The organism is Mycobacterium sp. ACS4331, from assembly GCF_001667265.1.
GTDB lineage: Bacteria > Actinomycetota > Actinomycetes > Mycobacteriales > Mycobacteriaceae > Mycobacterium.
The window spans coordinates 13,842-28,913 of sequence record NZ_LZHW01000047.1 but is presented as its reverse complement, the minus strand read 5'-3'; the positions used below and the strand labels follow the sequence as shown (position 1 = coordinate 28,913).

14 protein-coding genes are annotated in these 15,072 nt (G+C 68.8%); 5 read left to right on the top strand and 9 right to left on the bottom strand.

Annotated elements, in window-relative coordinates:
- Positions 1-134 precede the first annotated feature (134 nt).
- The 4 genes from A5727_RS11490 to A5727_RS11475 all read right to left on the bottom strand — a co-directional run bounded on the left by A5727_RS11490 (position 135) and on the right by A5727_RS11475 (position 1,724).
- Entirely contained in the window at positions 135-560 is a 426-nt protein-coding gene (locus tag A5727_RS11490; protein ID WP_068249076.1) for a molybdenum cofactor biosynthesis protein MoaE, read from the bottom strand.
- Entirely contained in the window at positions 557-1,045 is a 489-nt protein-coding gene (locus A5727_RS11485; protein ID WP_068249074.1) for a MogA/MoaB family molybdenum cofactor biosynthesis protein, read from the bottom strand. The genes A5727_RS11490 and A5727_RS11485 overlap by 4 nt, the downstream gene beginning before the upstream one ends.
- Positions 1,033-1,458 carry a cyclic pyranopterin monophosphate synthase MoaC gene (gene moaC / locus A5727_RS11480; RefSeq protein ID WP_068249072.1) on the bottom strand — a complete coding sequence of 142 codons (426 nt, stop codon included), beginning with the start codon at positions 1,456-1,458 and terminating at the stop codon, positions 1,033-1,035. Before moaC ends, A5727_RS11485 begins: the two co-directional genes overlap by 13 nt.
- A gap of 62 nt (positions 1,459-1,520) precedes the next feature.
- Positions 1,521-1,724 (bottom strand): hypothetical protein, encoded by a 204-nt coding sequence (locus A5727_RS11475; protein WP_068249070.1) that lies wholly within the window; start codon positions 1,722-1,724, stop codon positions 1,521-1,523.
- A gap of 56 nt (positions 1,725-1,780) precedes the next feature.
- Here A5727_RS11475 and A5727_RS11470 point away from each other — a divergent pair, with 56 nt between their 5' ends.
- From A5727_RS11470 to A5727_RS11455, 3 genes are all read left to right on the top strand, one after another.
- Positions 1,781-4,042: a helicase-associated domain-containing protein gene (locus tag A5727_RS11470; protein WP_068249068.1), complete on the top strand. Its 2,262-nt coding sequence runs from the start codon at positions 1,781-1,783 to the stop codon at positions 4,040-4,042.
- A 240-nt stretch (positions 4,043-4,282) separates the two neighbouring features.
- Positions 4,283-5,932 carry a DNA repair helicase XPB gene (locus A5727_RS11460; protein WP_068249057.1) on the top strand — a complete coding sequence of 550 codons (1,650 nt, stop codon included), beginning with the start codon at positions 4,283-4,285 and terminating at the stop codon, positions 5,930-5,932.
- A complete protein-coding gene (locus tag A5727_RS11455) occupies positions 5,929-6,285 on the top strand; it encodes a VOC family protein (RefSeq protein WP_068249053.1) in 357 nt (118 codons plus the stop codon). Before A5727_RS11460 ends, A5727_RS11455 begins: the two co-directional genes overlap by 4 nt.
- Positions 6,286-6,396: 111 nt before the next feature.
- Here the strand turns inward: A5727_RS11455 and A5727_RS11450 are convergent, their stop codons facing one another.
- The 4 genes from A5727_RS11450 to A5727_RS11435 all read right to left on the bottom strand — a co-directional run bounded on the left by A5727_RS11450 (position 6,397) and on the right by A5727_RS11435 (position 9,757).
- Positions 6,397-6,873 carry a VOC family protein gene (locus A5727_RS11450; RefSeq protein ID WP_068249051.1) on the bottom strand — a complete coding sequence of 159 codons (477 nt, stop codon included), beginning with the start codon at positions 6,871-6,873 and terminating at the stop codon, positions 6,397-6,399.
- 152 nt (positions 6,874-7,025) lie between these two features.
- Positions 7,026-8,171: a thiolase family protein gene (locus A5727_RS11445; RefSeq protein ID WP_068249049.1), complete on the bottom strand. Its 1,146-nt coding sequence runs from the start codon at positions 8,169-8,171 to the stop codon at positions 7,026-7,028.
- Between the two features lie 13 nt (positions 8,172-8,184).
- On the bottom strand, positions 8,185-8,601 hold the full coding sequence (locus A5727_RS11440) for a Zn-ribbon domain-containing OB-fold protein (RefSeq protein WP_068249047.1): 417 nt from the start codon (positions 8,599-8,601) through the stop codon (positions 8,185-8,187).
- 163 nt (positions 8,602-8,764) lie between these two features.
- A complete protein-coding gene (locus tag A5727_RS11435; protein ID WP_068249045.1) occupies positions 8,765-9,757 on the bottom strand; it encodes an LLM class F420-dependent oxidoreductase in 993 nt (330 codons plus the stop codon).
- A gap of 73 nt (positions 9,758-9,830) precedes the next feature.
- On the opposite strand from A5727_RS11435, the gene A5727_RS11430 reads away from it, so the two are divergent.
- A complete protein-coding gene (locus A5727_RS11430) occupies positions 9,831-10,256 on the top strand; it encodes a pyridoxamine 5'-phosphate oxidase family protein (protein ID WP_068249043.1) in 426 nt (141 codons plus the stop codon).
- Between the two features lies 1 nt (position 10,257).
- Here A5727_RS11430 and A5727_RS11425 read toward each other — a convergent pair whose 3' ends face one another.
- On the bottom strand, positions 10,258-11,739 hold the full coding sequence (locus A5727_RS11425; protein WP_082949747.1) for a class I adenylate-forming enzyme family protein: 1,482 nt from the start codon (positions 11,737-11,739) through the stop codon (positions 10,258-10,260).
- Positions 11,740-11,943: 204 nt separating this feature from the next.
- Between A5727_RS11425 and A5727_RS11420 the strand changes: the two genes are divergently transcribed.
- Positions 11,944-15,072 (top strand): ATP-binding protein, encoded by a 3,129-nt coding sequence (locus A5727_RS11420; protein WP_353612256.1) that lies wholly within the window; start codon positions 11,944-11,946, stop codon positions 15,070-15,072.

Below are 15,072 nucleotides of genomic sequence, written 5' to 3'. Positions count from 1 at the left end.
GTCGCGGGGGCGGGCCCCCGGTTCGCCGCCCGCCCCCCCCCCCCCTTCCTTCCGTCCTCGCCGGCGGCGGCCGTCTTTCTCCCCCCCCCCCCCCCCCCCCACGTTTCCGGGGCGCTGAGGCGTTTCTGTGGCCCTCAGGCCGAATTGACCCACTCCTCGGTGCCGTCGGCGAAGAACTGGTGCTTCCAAACCGGCAGGCGGGCCTTCACGGTGTCCACGAGCAGCGCGCAGGCGTCGAACGCGGCCTTGCGGTGATCGGCGGCCACCGCCGCGACCAACGCCGCATCGCCGAGCTGCAGGCTCCCGATCCGATGGCTTGCGGCGATCGCTCGCACGCCGGTCGATTCAGCGGCCACCTCGGCGAGGACATCGGCCATGGTCTGTTCGGCCGACGGATGCGCCGAATACTCCAGGCGGATCACCTCTCTGCCGCCGTCGTGGTTGCGCACCACCCCGGCGAATCCGACCACTGCACCCGCGGCGACGTCGGCCACCAACTGCTCGTGCTCGACGAGCAGGATGGGTTCTGAGGTCAGCGCAGCGCGCAGTACAGCGGTCACCGTGGATGGTCCTTACCCGCGAGCTGGTCGATCGCGTGGTGGACGACGTCGGAGAGCACCCCCAGGCCGTCGCGCACGCCGCCGGGAGAGCCCGGAAGGTTGACGATCAGGGTCTGCCCCGCCACGCCGGCCAACCCACGCGACAGAATCGCCGTGGGCACCTTGGGAATGCCCGACCGCCGGATGGCCTCGGCGAGGCCGGGCAGTTCGAAGTCCAGCAGCGGTTTGGTCTGCTTGGGAGTCTCGTCCGTGGGCGAAATGCCCGTGCCGCCGGAGGTGATCACGAGGTCCACGCCGTCGGCCACCGCGATGCGCAGCGCGCGCCCGACCGGATCACCGTCGGGCACCACCACGACCTCCGGGGTGGAGAAGCCCTGCTGGGCAAACCATTTCGCGATCAGCGGTCCGCTGCGGTCGTCGTAGACCCCGGCGGCGGCTCGGGTGGAGGCGATGATGATTCGACCAGTGCGCGTCACCTGCGCCATTCTCCCGTACGGCCGCCGACCTTGCTGAGTACTTTGACGTCGTCGATGCGGGCGGCCGGATCCACCGCCTTGATCATGTCGTACAGCGTCAGCGCGGCGACGCTGACGGCGGTGAGCGCCTCCATCTCGACGCCGGTCCGATCCGTGGTCCGGACCGTGGCGGTGACGAGCACGGCCCCGCCGTCGACGTCGAACTCGATGTCGACACCGGTCAGCGCCAGGTGATGACACAGCGGGATCAGGTCACTGGTCCGCTTGGCGGCCAGGATGCCGGCCACCCTCGCGGTGGCCAGCGCGTCGCCCTTGGGCAGACCGCCGGCCGAGATCAGTTCCACCACCTCTGTGGTGGTGTGCAGCACACCCGAGGCGACGGCGGTGCGCTTGGTGACGTCCTTGTCCGAGACGTCGACCATATGGGCTGCGCCCCGCTCGTCGAGGTGTGACAGCGGCTGGGAGTCTGGGCCCCGAACCACCGTTACCTGTTGACGACGGTGACGGGGTGCAGGTACGGGAGGTCGTCGGAAGGCAGCGGGAAGGTGATGTCGCCGAACGGCGACAGTGACCCCGTGCGATCGGAGACGAGTTCGCTCACCGCGTGGTCGTCGGGATCGGTGGTCGGCCAGCCCGGATCGACGTAGCGGCCCTTGTTGTTCTCAGCGTTGTCAGCCACGAGAGCCATTCTGACAGGTGGTGGTCGACTGGCGCGCCGCGGTGGCTGCTTTACCCTGGTCACCGATGACCGAACACATCCCGGGCGTCCCTTTGGGCACCTGGTTGGCCGACTCGTCGGACGAGCGGCTCATCCGGCTGCTGGAGCTGCGGCCGGATCTCGCCCAACCGCCGCCGGGCAGCATCGCAGCGCTGGCCGCGCGCGCCCAGGCGCGGCAATCGGTCAAGGCCGCCACCGATGACCTGGACTTTCTTCGCCTGGCCGTGCTCGACGCGCTGCTCGTCCTGCATGCCGAGGCCGAACCGGTGCCGGTCACCAAACTTGTCGCGCTGATCGGTGACCGCGCGCCCGAGGAGGCCGTGCTGGGGGCCCTCGATGATCTGCGGGACCGCGCGCTGGCGTGGGGAGACACATCGGTGCGGGTGGCTGCCGAGGCCGCCGCGGGCCTGCCCTGGTATCCCGGCCAGGTCGTCCTGGAGGACCCCACACTCGCGCCCGACGACGTCCGCGAGCGCATCGCCGCACTCGACGGGCCGCAGCGCGAACTGCTGGACCGGCTCATCGAGGGATCCCCCGTCGGACGCACCCGAGACGCCGCCCCCGGTACCCCGTCGGATCGACCTGTGCAGCGACTCCTCGCAGCTGGCCTGCTGCGACAACTCGACAGCGACACCGTGATCCTGCCGCGCCAGGTCGGCCAGCTGCTGCGCGGTGAGCAGCCCGGCCCCTCGGCGTTCACCGCACCGCGGCCCGAGCCCACCCCGGCGTTGTCGGTCAAGGACGTCGACGCCGTCGGCGCCGGGGCGATCCTCGACCTGCTGCGTGAGGTCGAGGTGCTGACCGAGACGCTGGGCACCACCGCCATCCCGGAGCTGCGCAGCGGCGGGCTCGGCATCCGCGACATGCGCCGGCTCACCAAACTCACCGGGATCGGCGAACCGCGACTGGGCCTGGTGCTCGAAATCGCCTCGGCGGCCGGGCTGATCGCCAGCGGCCTGCCCGACCCCGAGCCCGAGGACGGACCCGGCGGCCCGTACTGGGCCCCGACCGTGGCCGCCGACCGGTTCATCGAGACGCCGACCGCGCTTCGGTGGCAGCTGCTCGCGAGCACCTGGCTCGACCTGCCCGCCCGGCCCAGCCTGATCGGCCACCGAGGCCCTGACGGAAAACCGTATGCGGCGCTGTCGGATTCGTTGTACTCGACGGCGGCGCCGCTGGATCGCCGGCTGCTGCTGTCGACGCTCGCCGAGTTCGATCCCGCGACCGCCGTCGACGCCGCGACCGCCTCGGCGGCGATGGTGTGGCGCAGACCACGGTGGGCGGCACGACTGCAGCCCGAGCCCGTCGCCCAACTGCTCGAGGAGGCGCATGCGCTGGGCCTGCTGGGCCGTGGTGCGCTGACCACACCGGGCCGGACCATCCTGCGTCAGGACCCGGATGCGACGGCCGCCGCGATGGAGAAGGTGCTGCCCGCCCCGGTCGACCACTTCCTGCTGCAGGCCGATCTGACCGTCGTCGTGCCCGGCCCCCTGGACCGCGATCTCGCCGAAGAGTTGGGCGCCGTCGCGGCCGTCGAGTCTGCCGGTGCGGCAATGGTTTACCGCATCAGCGAGGCGTCGGTGCGGAATGCTCTCGACACCGGGCGCACAGCAGGGGAACTGCACGCGTTCTTCGCCAGGCACTCCAAGACGCCGGTGCCGCAGGGGTTGACGTACCTGATAGATGACGTCGCGCGCAGGCACGGCCAGCTGCGGGTGGGTATGGCGTCGTCGTTTGTGCGCTGTGAGGACCCGACGCTGCTGACCCAGGCCCTGTCGTCGCCCGCCGTCGCCGCGCTCGAACTGCGCCTGCTGGCGCCCACCGTCGCGGTCGGCCAGGCCCCGATCGCCGACGTGCTGGCCGCGCTGCGGTCGGCGGGTCTCGCACCGGCCGCGGAGGACGCCTCCGGGACCGTCGTCGATCTGCGGTCGCGGGGGGCCCGGGTGCCCGCCCCCACCAGTCGACGGTTCTTCCGTCCGCTGCCGAGTGCACCCAATCGAGACAACCTGGCCGCGATCGTCGAGGTCCTGCGCCGGGTGGTGAGTTTGCCGAGCGCTTCGGGAGCCCGGCTCGACCCGGCGCGGGCGATCACCCTGCTGCAGCAGGCGGCGATGCAGCAGACCTCGGTGCTTCTCGGATACACCGACGCCGCCGGGGTGTCCACGCAGCGCAAGGTCGCGCCGATCAACATCCGGGGCGGTCAGCTGATCGCCTTCGATTCAGCCGCCGGACGGGTCCGAGACTTTGCTGTGCACCGTGTGACCTCAGTCGTGTCGGCCGAAGACTGAATAATGGACTGATGTCTGCGCCGGCGACGATGCAGAGCGAGGCACGAGCGATGAGAAGGAGCCGCGCCGATGACTGCGCGTTGGTGACGGTGCGCAGCGATGTAGAGGAGCGACGCCGATACCCGACGCCGCCGACGACGGTGCCGCGCGCCGCAATGACGATGAAGAGGAGGGGCGCTGATGACTGCGCGCCACCGACGATGCAGAGCGAGGCACGAGCGATGAGGAGGAGGGGCGCTGATGACTGACGGACCCCTGATCGTGCAGTCCGATAAGACGGTGCTGCTCGAGGTTGACCATGAGCAGGCCAACGATGCCCGTGCGGCCATCGCGCCGTTCGCCGAACTCGAACGTGCCCCCGAGCACGTGCACACCTACCGGATCACTCCTCTGGCACTGTGGAACGCCCGCGCGGCCGGCCACGACGCCGAGCAGGTTGTCGACGCCCTGGTGTCCTTCTCCCGCTATCCGGTGCCGCAGCCGCTACTGGTCGACATCGTCGACACCATGGCGCGCTACGGCCGCCTGCAGTTGGTCAAGAGCCCGGCGCACGGACTGACGCTGGTCAGCTTCGATCGCGCGGTCCTCGAAGAGGTGCTGCGCAACAAGAAGATCGCGCCGATGCTGGGTGCGCGGATCGACGACGACACCGTGGTGGTGCACCCTTCCGAGCGTGGCCGGGTCAAGCAGATGCTGCTCAAGATCGGCTGGCCCGCCGAGGACCTCGCGGGCTACGTCGACGGTGAGGCACACCCGATCGAACTGGCCCAGGACGGCTGGCAGCTTCGTGACTACCAGGAGATGGCGGCCGACTCGTTCTGGGCGGGTGGTTCGGGCGTCGTGGTGCTGCCCTGCGGTGCGGGCAAGACGCTGGTCGGCGCCGCTGCCATGGCGAAGGCCGGAGCGACGACGCTGATCCTGGTCACCAACACCGTGGCGGGCCGGCAGTGGAAGCGCGAGCTGATCGCCCGGACCTCGCTCACCGAGGAGGAGATCGGCGAGTACTCGGGCGAGCGCAAGGAGATTCGCCCGGTCACCATTGCGACCTACCAGGTCATCACCCGTCGCACTAAGGGCGAGTACAAGCACCTCGAACTGTTCGACAGCCGGGACTGGGGCCTGATCATCTACGACGAGGTGCACCTGCTGCCCGCGCCGGTGTTCCGGATGACGGCCGATCTGCAGTCCCGGCGTCGGCTTGGGTTGACCGCCACCCTGATTCGCGAGGACGGCCGCGAGGGCGACGTGTTCAGCCTGATCGGACCCAAGCGTTATGACGCGCCGTGGAAGGACATCGAGGCGCAGGGCTGGATCGCCCCCGCGGAGTGCATCGAGGTGCGCGTGACGCTCACCGACAACGAGCGGATGCTCTACGCCACCGCGGAACCCGAGGAGCGCTACAAGCTGTGCTCCACAGCGCATTCCAAGATCGCTGTGGTGAAGTCCATTCTTCAGCGTCACCCCGATGAGCCGACTCTGGTCATCGGCGCCTACCTGGATCAGCTGGAGGAGCTCGGCGCCGAATTGGACGCGCCGGTGATCCAGGGGTCCACCAAGAACGCCGAGCGTGAGGCGCTGTTCGACGCGTTCCGAAGCGGCGAGGTCCGCACTCTGGTGGTCTCCAAGGTTGCCAACTTCTCCATCGATCTGCCGGAAGCCTCTGTCGCGGTGCAGGTTTCGGGTACATTCGGCTCTCGGCAGGAGGAGGCCCAGCGTCTGGGCCGGCTGCTGCGCCCCAAAGCCGACGGGGGTGGGGCGGTCTTCTACTCGGTGGTGGCGCGCGACACCCTCGACGCCGAGTACGCCGCGCACCGGCAGCGCTTCCTCGCCGAGCAGGGCTACGGCTACATCATCAAGGACGCCGACGACCTGCTCGGCCCCGCGATATGACGGTCCGTCGGGTGGTGCCCGTGCTCACCGTGGATGACCTCGCCGCGGCCACCGCGCAGTACGCCGACATGCTGCGGCTCAAGGTGGTCATGGACCACGGCTGGATCGTCACGCTGGCCGACGACCAGCACCGGCACCAGCTCAGCCTGATCACCAAAGACGCCACCGCGCAGGTCAATCCGGTGGTCTCGGTCGAGGTCGACAGCCTCGAGGCGCTGGATGCCGCGCATGAGTCGGCGGTGTCGGCGGGACTGGAGATCGTCCACCCCCTCAGTGACGAGGAGTGGGGTGTGCGGCGGTTCTTCTTCGCCGACGCGTCGGGCAAGGTCGTCAACGTGCTGGCCCACCGCTAGCCCTGCCCCCGCGAGCGCCCGCGTCTGTACGGTGACGCCCCTGCACGCGGGGGAACCCCAGCCGCCGCAGGCGTACAAAGGCGGCCGCTCGCCGGGGAATTCAGCGGCCCGTCACAGCCCGGCGACGGCGGCCTCCAACTCCGCCACCACGATCCTGCGCATGCCCATCATCGCCTTCGTGGCCGCCGCGGCCCGTGCGGGGTCGGGGTCCTCCAGCAGTTCGTACAACCGCTCCGGCACGATCTGCCAACTCAGCCCGAAACGGTCCTTGAGCCAGCCGCACTGCGACTCCTCGCCGCCGTCGACCAGTCTGTTCCAGTAGTGATCCACCTCGGCCTGGTCGGCACAGCGGACCTCGAACGACACCGCCTCGGAGAAGGCGAACTCCGGACCGCCGTTGATGCCCAGGAAGCGGTGACCGTCGAGCATGAAGGAACCGTAGGCGACCTGACCGGGCTCACCGGGTCCGGCCTCGGTGTAGGTGACGTACCCCTCGATCTGCGAGTTCGGGAACACCGAGGTGTAGAACTGCGCCGCCTGCTCGAGGTTGTTGTCGAACCAGAGGCAGGGGGTGATTTTCATGTTCATGCTCAAACAGACCCGCGCCGCACACAGAACTCATCGCCGCGAGCGTGCCCTCAGTCCCCGACGAGCGTGCGCATCGGTACGCCGAACACGGCGCGTCGCCGTACCAACACGCCCGCTCGCGGGGACCCCAGCCGGCTCGCGGGGAAGGAGGGTTACAGGCTGAGGATGGTCGCCGATGCGGTGCCGGGCGCACCGTACACCTGCGCCAGGCCCACTCGCGGCGAACCGGGCACCTGACGGTCACCGGCCTCGCCACGAAGCTGCCGCACAAGCTCGTGCATCTGCCGCAGACCCGAGGCACCGATGGGTTCACCGTTGGCGATCAGGCCACCGTCGGTGTTGATCGGGATCGAGCCGTGGATCTCGGTGGCCCCGTCGGCCAGCAGCTTCTCCTGCTCGCCGTCGGCGCACAGCCCGGTCTCGGCCATGTGGATGACCTCGGCGCCGGCATCAGTGTCCTGAAGCTGCGCGATGTCGACGTCCTCGGGCCCGATGCCCGCGATCTCGTAGGCGGCCTTGGCGGCGTACACCGTCGGCGACGGATCCTCGTCCAGCGGAGCCGACGTCGCGTGCACCTCGTACGCGCCGAACGTGCGGGTCCGAATCTCGGAGGCCCTGACGTACACCGGCTTGTCGGTGAACTTGTGCGCGATGTCGGCGCGGCACATGATGACCGCGGCCGCACCCTCGTCGGGCGCGCAGAACATGTACTGCGTCAGCGGGTAGTTCAGCGCGGGCGAGGCCAAGATCTCCTCAACCGAAATCTCCTTGCGGCGGAACGCATTCGGGTTCTTGGCGCCGTTGCGGAAGTTCTTGTTGGCCACGCGCGCCAGGGTCTCCTGGCTGATGTTGTGGTCGTGGATGTACTTGTTGGCCTTCATCCCGAAGAACTTGGTGGTGACGAACTGCCCGTTCTCGGCGTACCACTGCGGCAGCGCCAGCTTGGCCGGGTCGTCGGTGAACGCGCCGCGCGGGTGCTTGTCCAGACCGACCGCGACGCCGATGTCGTACTTGCCCAGGCGGATGGTGTCGGCGGTCTGCTGGATCGCACTGGCCGACGTGGCGCACGCGTTGAACACGTTGGTGAACGTGATGCCGGTCAGCCCGACGAGGCGGGTCACCGAGTCGGGGTTGGACACCTCATAGCTTCCGCCGAAGCCGAACTGGATGTCCTTCCACTCGACACCGGCATCCGCCAGCGCCAGACGAATCGCCTCGGCACCCATCTGGACTGCGGGCTTGTCGAAACGGCCGAAGGGATGCAACCCCACGCCGATGATCGCGACGTCGTTGGACATTGAAGGTGCCTCCTCAGACCGGCTGGAACGCGAACGTGACGACTTCGTTGCCATCGTCGTCAGTCGTGAACGGGATCATCGTGAGCTCGACCTCCTGGCCGAACTGCAGCTTGGCCGGGTCGTTCTCGGTCAGTCGACCCTCCACCCGGATCACGTCGCCGAGTTGGACGAGGCCCACACCGAACGGCACGAACTCCTTGCCCGTCGGGCCGGCGTAAGGCGCTCCAGGCGCAAATCCCTGCGTGGTCCACGCGATCACCGTGCCGCGCCGCGGCAGCAGGACGTCGGACATGTCGCCACCGCTGCACTTGGGGCAGTGGTCCTGCACCGGGAAGACGGTGGCCGAGCAGGTGCCGCACTGACTGCCGATCAGCTGTGGGTTCTCTTCGGGCCAGGTGGAGATTTCGGGCGCGAGCGCCTTCTGTGGCATGGACGATCCTCCGCAGTCGTGACCAATAATGCGCTTGCGGAATCGTACAACAGCATTAACGAAAAGTGGAAACCCCATTCTCCTCAGCGCGAGCGTGCGCAGAAACGGGCTGGATGACGGCGTGTCGGGCGGCGACCCGCACGCTCGCGGGCGAAGAGGAGGCCTACTGCAGCGCGGGCATGACCTCGCGCTCGAACAGTTCGATCCCGGAGCGGTCGTAGGCCGCCTCCGGGAAGTAGCAGATGACGTACTCGCAGCCCAGGTCGCGCAGGTTCGTCAGCGCCTCGACAAGCTGCTCCGGGGTGCCCGCACCGGACTGCGGGGAGCTCATCGAGCCGATCATCGCGTCGGCCGCCGGTTCGCCGGCCAGGTCGGCGATCCGCGACCGCACCCGGCCCAGCCGATCCTTGACGTCGGCCGCCGACGTACCGACGACGGCGTTGATGTTCACCGAGCGCACGATCGCATCGAAGTCGGTGCCGACGTCTCCGCAGTGGTCGGCGAGCAGGCGCGACTTGTGGGCGAAGCCCTCCGGCTCCGAGGTGAAGTTCGTGTACTGCGCATACTTCGCCGCGATCCGCAAGGTGACCTTCTCGCCACCACCGGCGATCCACAGGGGAATGCCGTTGTCCTGCAGCGGCTTCGGCTGCACAATGGCACCGTCAACCTGATAATGCTTACCGTCGAAGCTCACCACGCCGTCACGCCACGCGTCGCGCATGATCTGGACGCCCTCATCGAGGCGCGCCAACCGCACTCCCGCGGACGGGAATCCGTATCCGTAGGCCCGCCACTCGTGCTCGTACCATCCGCCGCCGATGCCCATCTGGATCCGGCCGCCGGAAATGAGGTCGGCCGTCGCGGCCACCTTGGCCAGGTACGCCGGGTTGCGGTAGCTCATGGCCGTACACATCTGCCCGAGCTTGATGCGGGACGTGGTGGCGGCATAGGCCGACATCAGCGACCACGCCTCGTGGGTGGCCTCGGCGGTGGGCACCGGGACGGTGTGGAAGTGGTCGTAGACCCACAGTGAGTCCCAGGCGGATCCCTCGTCGGCGTACTGCGCCAGGGAACGCATCACCTCCCACTGCTTCGCCGGTTCGATGCCGACCAGATCGAGTCGCCAGCCTTGCGGGATGAACAGTCCGAAGCGCATGAATGCGACTGTAGTCCGGTCCGCAGGGGCGGCAAGGAGGCGTGCGGAGCGTCCGCGGACGTACCGTGGATTCATGGCGCTTTCCCAAGAAGAACGCGAAGAGTTTCTGGCTGAACCGCATGTCGCGGCACTGTCCGTCGCCGCGGGAGACAACCACGGTCCGCTGACCGTCCCCATCTGGTATCAGTACTCCCCCGGCGGCGAACCGTGGATCCTCACCGGTCCCGCCTCCCACAAGGCCCGCCTGATCGAGGCATCGGGCTTCTTCACCCTGATGGTCCAGCGCGTGGAGCCCACCGTCCGGTACGTGACGGTCGACGGTGCGGTGAGCCGCATCGAACCCGGCACCGACGCACAGTTGGAGGAGATGACGCGCCGCTACCTGTCCGGGGCGGCCGCCGACAACTATCTGGAATTCGCGCGTCGGGAATTCGGCGCGCACGTGGCGATCCACCTGCAACCGCAGCGCTGGTACTCCGCGGACGTCGGCGCGCTCTGACTCAGCCCCCTCGGGCCTCGTAGAGCGCCGCCAGCGCCGGCATGCTCACCTTCAGAGACGGCGTACGGGGCAGTTCGTCGACGACGCGAATCGCCACCGGCACATGGTGGCTCGGCAGCGCGGCCCGGACGTGCGCCAACAGGTCAGCCTCTTCCGGGCATGTGCCGGGTGCGGGTTCGACAACGGCGAAGGGCACCTGGCCCAGCCGCCGATCCGGAACCCCGACCACCCCTGCGTCGCGCACGCATGGATGTGAAATCAGCACATTCCGAACGGTTTCCGGCAGGATCTTGAACCCGCCGCGGTTGATCGCGCCGTCGGCCCGGCCGTGGAGTGTGATGAACCCGTCCTCGTCGATCGAGGCGACGTCGGTGGTGCGCACCCAGTCCGGCCCGAGCAGGGGCACCTTGGCCTCCAACACGCCGCGGGACCCGACGCAGAGTTCTGAACCCGTTTCGGCATCGACGATGCGCACCTGCACCCCCGGCAGCGCGCGACCTGAACTCTCACGCTTGCGCGCTCCGAACTCGCGATACAGATCAGGCGTCCAGGAGCACACCGAGCCCGCGAATTCTGTTGCGCCGTAGGCGGTGAGCACCGGAATCCCATACTTCGCCTCGAATGCGTCGCGGGTCGCGACGTCCAGCGGTCCCGATGCGCTCATGACGTACTGCAGCGACGACAGGTCTCCGGCGGGCAGGTCCGCGTCCAGGAGCATCCGCACCACCGCAGGTTGCACGCCGACGCGCTGCAGACCGTACTGCTTGACCGCCCGAACCCACTCGTCGACGCTGAACCGCTCCAGCAGCACCATCCGTTTGCCGACGTAGACCCCGGTGACCAGCTGGCACACCCCGCCGATGCCGCCGAGTGGCCAGTACGACATCTCGGGAGGTTCGTCGGGGTCGGCCTGTCCTCCGGTCACGCTGTACACCGTGTGCTCGAGGACTTCGGGCCGGATCACGAAACGTTTTGGCGGACCGGTTGTTCCGCTGGTGAGGATGGCCAGTGCGCCGTCCAGGCCGGTTCGGGGCCGTGCATCGTCGGCGCATTCGAGCGAGCCCACGCCCGTCGGCCCGTCCGCAGACAACGCCACACCCGCGCCACCGGTGTGGTGCACGGCCGCCACCACCGGAACCGTCCAGTCTTCGGTCTCGGCGAGGACCGCCGCCGCGTCCAGTCGCTCGATGTCCGCCGCGATCGCCTCGGGCGACTGGAACGAATAGATCATCGCGACCGGACGACCGGCGGCGATCATGCCGATGATCGCCGCGGCGTGCGGGTATCGGTTGCGCACCACCAAGCCGATCGGGGCGCCCTGAGCGACACCCGCCCGGTCGAGGCAGGCCACGATCCGGCGTGCATACTCAGCGACCTCATCACCGGAATGCCACCGTCGTTCGAACTCGATGCAGGGCCCGGCACCGTAGCTCGCCAAACCCGCCGCGAACCTTTCGGTGAAGCTTTCGGTCACGCGGGTCATTGTGCCCCGCCTGGGCGAATGCATGACCGGGAAGTCATGATCGGCGTGGTGGTCGTCGGGAAGGGGCCCGGGGTGCGAACGAGACCAAACGGCGCCTCACCCGCCCATCGCGTCCTACCCTGAGACGTCGGGGCGGGGGCCCCGGATCGGCGGGGGATGATGACGGGGAGCCCGACGTGCGGATCGTGCGGGACACAACTGCGGGTGGCGGCCAAGTTCTGCGATGCCTGCGGTGTCCCCACCGCGGCGCCAGCCGAGGGGGCCGAGTACAAGCAGGTCACCGTGTTGTTCGCCGACGTGGTGCGGTCCATGGCCATCGCCGCGGCCCTCGACGTCGAGAGATACCGGGAGATCATCACCGAACTGGTGCAACGCGCGGCGGCCGTGGTGCGACGCTTCGGTGGCTCCGCGGAGTACACCGGCGACGGGGTGATGGCCATCTTCGGGGCTCCGGTGGCGTTGGAGGACCACGCCTTTCGCGGCTGCCTGGCCGCGCTGGCCATCCAGGACGAGGCGACTCAGCTGGCGGCTGAGGTGGCTCGGCGCGACGGTGTGACGCTGAGTGTTCGGGTGGGCCTGAATTCGGGGCAGATCATCGCCGGCGAGATCGGTTCAGGGCCCCTGGGGTACCGCGCAACCGGGATTCATGTCGGAATGGCGCAGCGAATGGAGTCCGTGGCCCCGCCCGGTGGCGTGATGCTGTCGGAATCGACCGCGCGACTCGTCGAGCATCTGGCGACACTCGGCGAACCCGAACCCGCCCACATCAAAGGTGCCGACGGCCCGGTTCGGGTGCGGCGCCTGCTGTCCGCCGACCCGCCGCGCCGCAGAGCGCGACGGGCCGAGGCCGGCCTGGTCGGTCGGCGCTGGGAGATGGCGGCTCTCAGCGAGCACCTGGACCGTACGGCCGACGGCCGGGGTTGTGTGACGCACGTCGTCGGAACCGCAGGCATCGGTAAGACTCGGATTGCCCGCGAAGCCGCGAAACTCGCCACCGGGCGGGGGATCCGTGTGGCGTGGGTCTACTGCGAGTCCCACACGCGCGACATCCCGTTCCACGCCGTGGCCGGTCTGCTGCGGGAAGGCATCGGCATCACGGGCCTCGACCACGAGGCCGCCCGGGCGCGCGTCCGGGATCGGCTCACCTGGGCGGACCCGCACGATCTCGCGCTGCTCGACGACCTGCTCGGCATCACCGGCCCGGACACGTCCCTGCCCGCGATCGACCCGGATGCCAGGCGACGACGGTTGACGGCGCTGGTCACCACCGCGACACTGGCTCGAACCGAACCCGAATTGATGATCGTCGAAGACGCCCACTGGATAGACCCGGTCAGTGATTCGCTGCTGACCGACTTTCTGGCCGTCGTCTCCAAAGTCCCGTTGATGGTGCTGATCACGGCCCGTCCCGAGTATCGCGGCGCACTCACCAGATTGCCGGGCGCAGAGACGATCACGCTGTCCCCGCTGTCTCATTCGGACATCGCCGCGCTGTTGACCGATCTGCTGGGAACTGACCCCTCGCTCGGTGAGTTGAGCGTGGCCATCACCGAGCGGGCCGCGGGGAACTCGTTCTTCGCCGAGGAGATGGTGCGCGAACTGGCGCAGCGCGGTGTCCTGGCCGGCAAACCCGGACACTACGTCTGCCATGCCGACATCTCCCGCCTGTCCGTGCCGGAGACCGTCCAGGCCGCCATCGAAGCCCGCATCGACCGTCTGACACTCCCTGCCAAACGCGCGGTCAACGCCGCGTCCGTGATCGGCGACCGGTTCGATGCGGCACTGCTGACCGCGCTCGGCGTGGACACCGTGCCCGACGAACTGATGGCAGCGGGGTTGGTCGATCAGGTCCGCTCCACACCCCAGCCCGAGTACGCCTTCCGGCACCCACTGATCCGCGCCGTGGCCTACGAATCTCAGTTGCGGTCCACTCGCGCCGAGTCCCACCGCCTGCTGGCCGCCGCGATCCGGGAGCGCGACCCGGCCACGGCCGACGAGAACGCGGCACTGATCGCCGAACACCTCGAAGCGGCCGGCGAACTGCCCACCGCGTTCGCCTGGCATATGCGCGCCGGCGCGTGGTTGGCCGACCGCGACATCTCCGCGGCACAGTCCAGCTGGGAGCGCGCCCGACAGGTCGCCGACGCGCTTCCCGACGATGACCCGCAGCGCCATTCGATGCGCGTCACGCCACGCGCGCTGCTGTGCGGGATCGCGTGGCGGGTCCACATGTCGGTGACGGGTGAGCGCTTCGACGAACTGCGTCAGTTGTGCACCGCCGCGGGGGACAAGGCGGCCCTGGCGACCGGCATGGCCGGGTTGGTGCTCGATCACGCACTCCGAGGCCGGATCGTCGAGGCGTCGGAACTCGCCTCGGAGACCTGGACGTTGATCGAGTCGATCGGCGATCCGGCCCTGATCGTGGGGCTGTCGTTTCCGCTGATCTACGCCAAAGGCCAGAACGGAGCATGGGGGCACCTGCTGGAGTGGTCGCAACGCGTCATCACCGTGGCAGACGGTGATCCGTCGATCGGCAGCTTCATGTTCGGATGTCCTCTGGCGCTGGCGTTTACGACGCGGGCTGTCGGCCGGTACAGCCTGGGCCGGCCCGGATGGCAACACGACCTGCGGCACGGACTCGCGATGGCCCGCGGCGCTGACCCGTTGTCGTATGCCACGGTGATCGCCTACGCCTACTTCCCAGGCATCTCGTTCGGCGTGCTGTCCAGCACCGACGCCGCCGTCCGCGAGATCGAGCGGGGGATGAAGGCCGCTGAGCAGTCCAGCGACGATATGGCTGTCACCTTCGCCCGCACCGCGCTGGGCACCGCCCTGGTCCACCGCGACACCGATGCGCAGCGCGCACGGGGAGCGCAGCTTCTCGGGGAGACCAGCCAAGTGTTCATCCATCGAGGGCACAGCCTGAGCGAGTTGCCGTTGGTGGAGGCGTATTCGGCACGTGAGAAGGCACGTTGCGGTGACCGTGACGTGGCCGTGGCGCTCATGCTCGCAGCCGCCGACCTGCCTGCCCGGAGCGGACCTCTGCTGTCGTGGGGCTACGCCGTTCCTGCGACGGCGGTCCTGGCGGAGACGCTGATCGACCGTGGGACGGACGCGGACCTGTGCCGTGCCGAGGCCATCATCGAACGGTTGGCCACGGCACCGGCCGAGGACGGCTTCGTCCTCCGCGACGTGTGGGTGCTCAGACTGCGAGCACTGCTGGCACGCGCGCGCGGCGACGACCCCCGCTGTCGGGACCTCGTGCGTCACTACCGCGCGATGGCGGAATCGCTGGGTTTCGAGGGACACATCGCCTGGGCGGCACGGATGTGA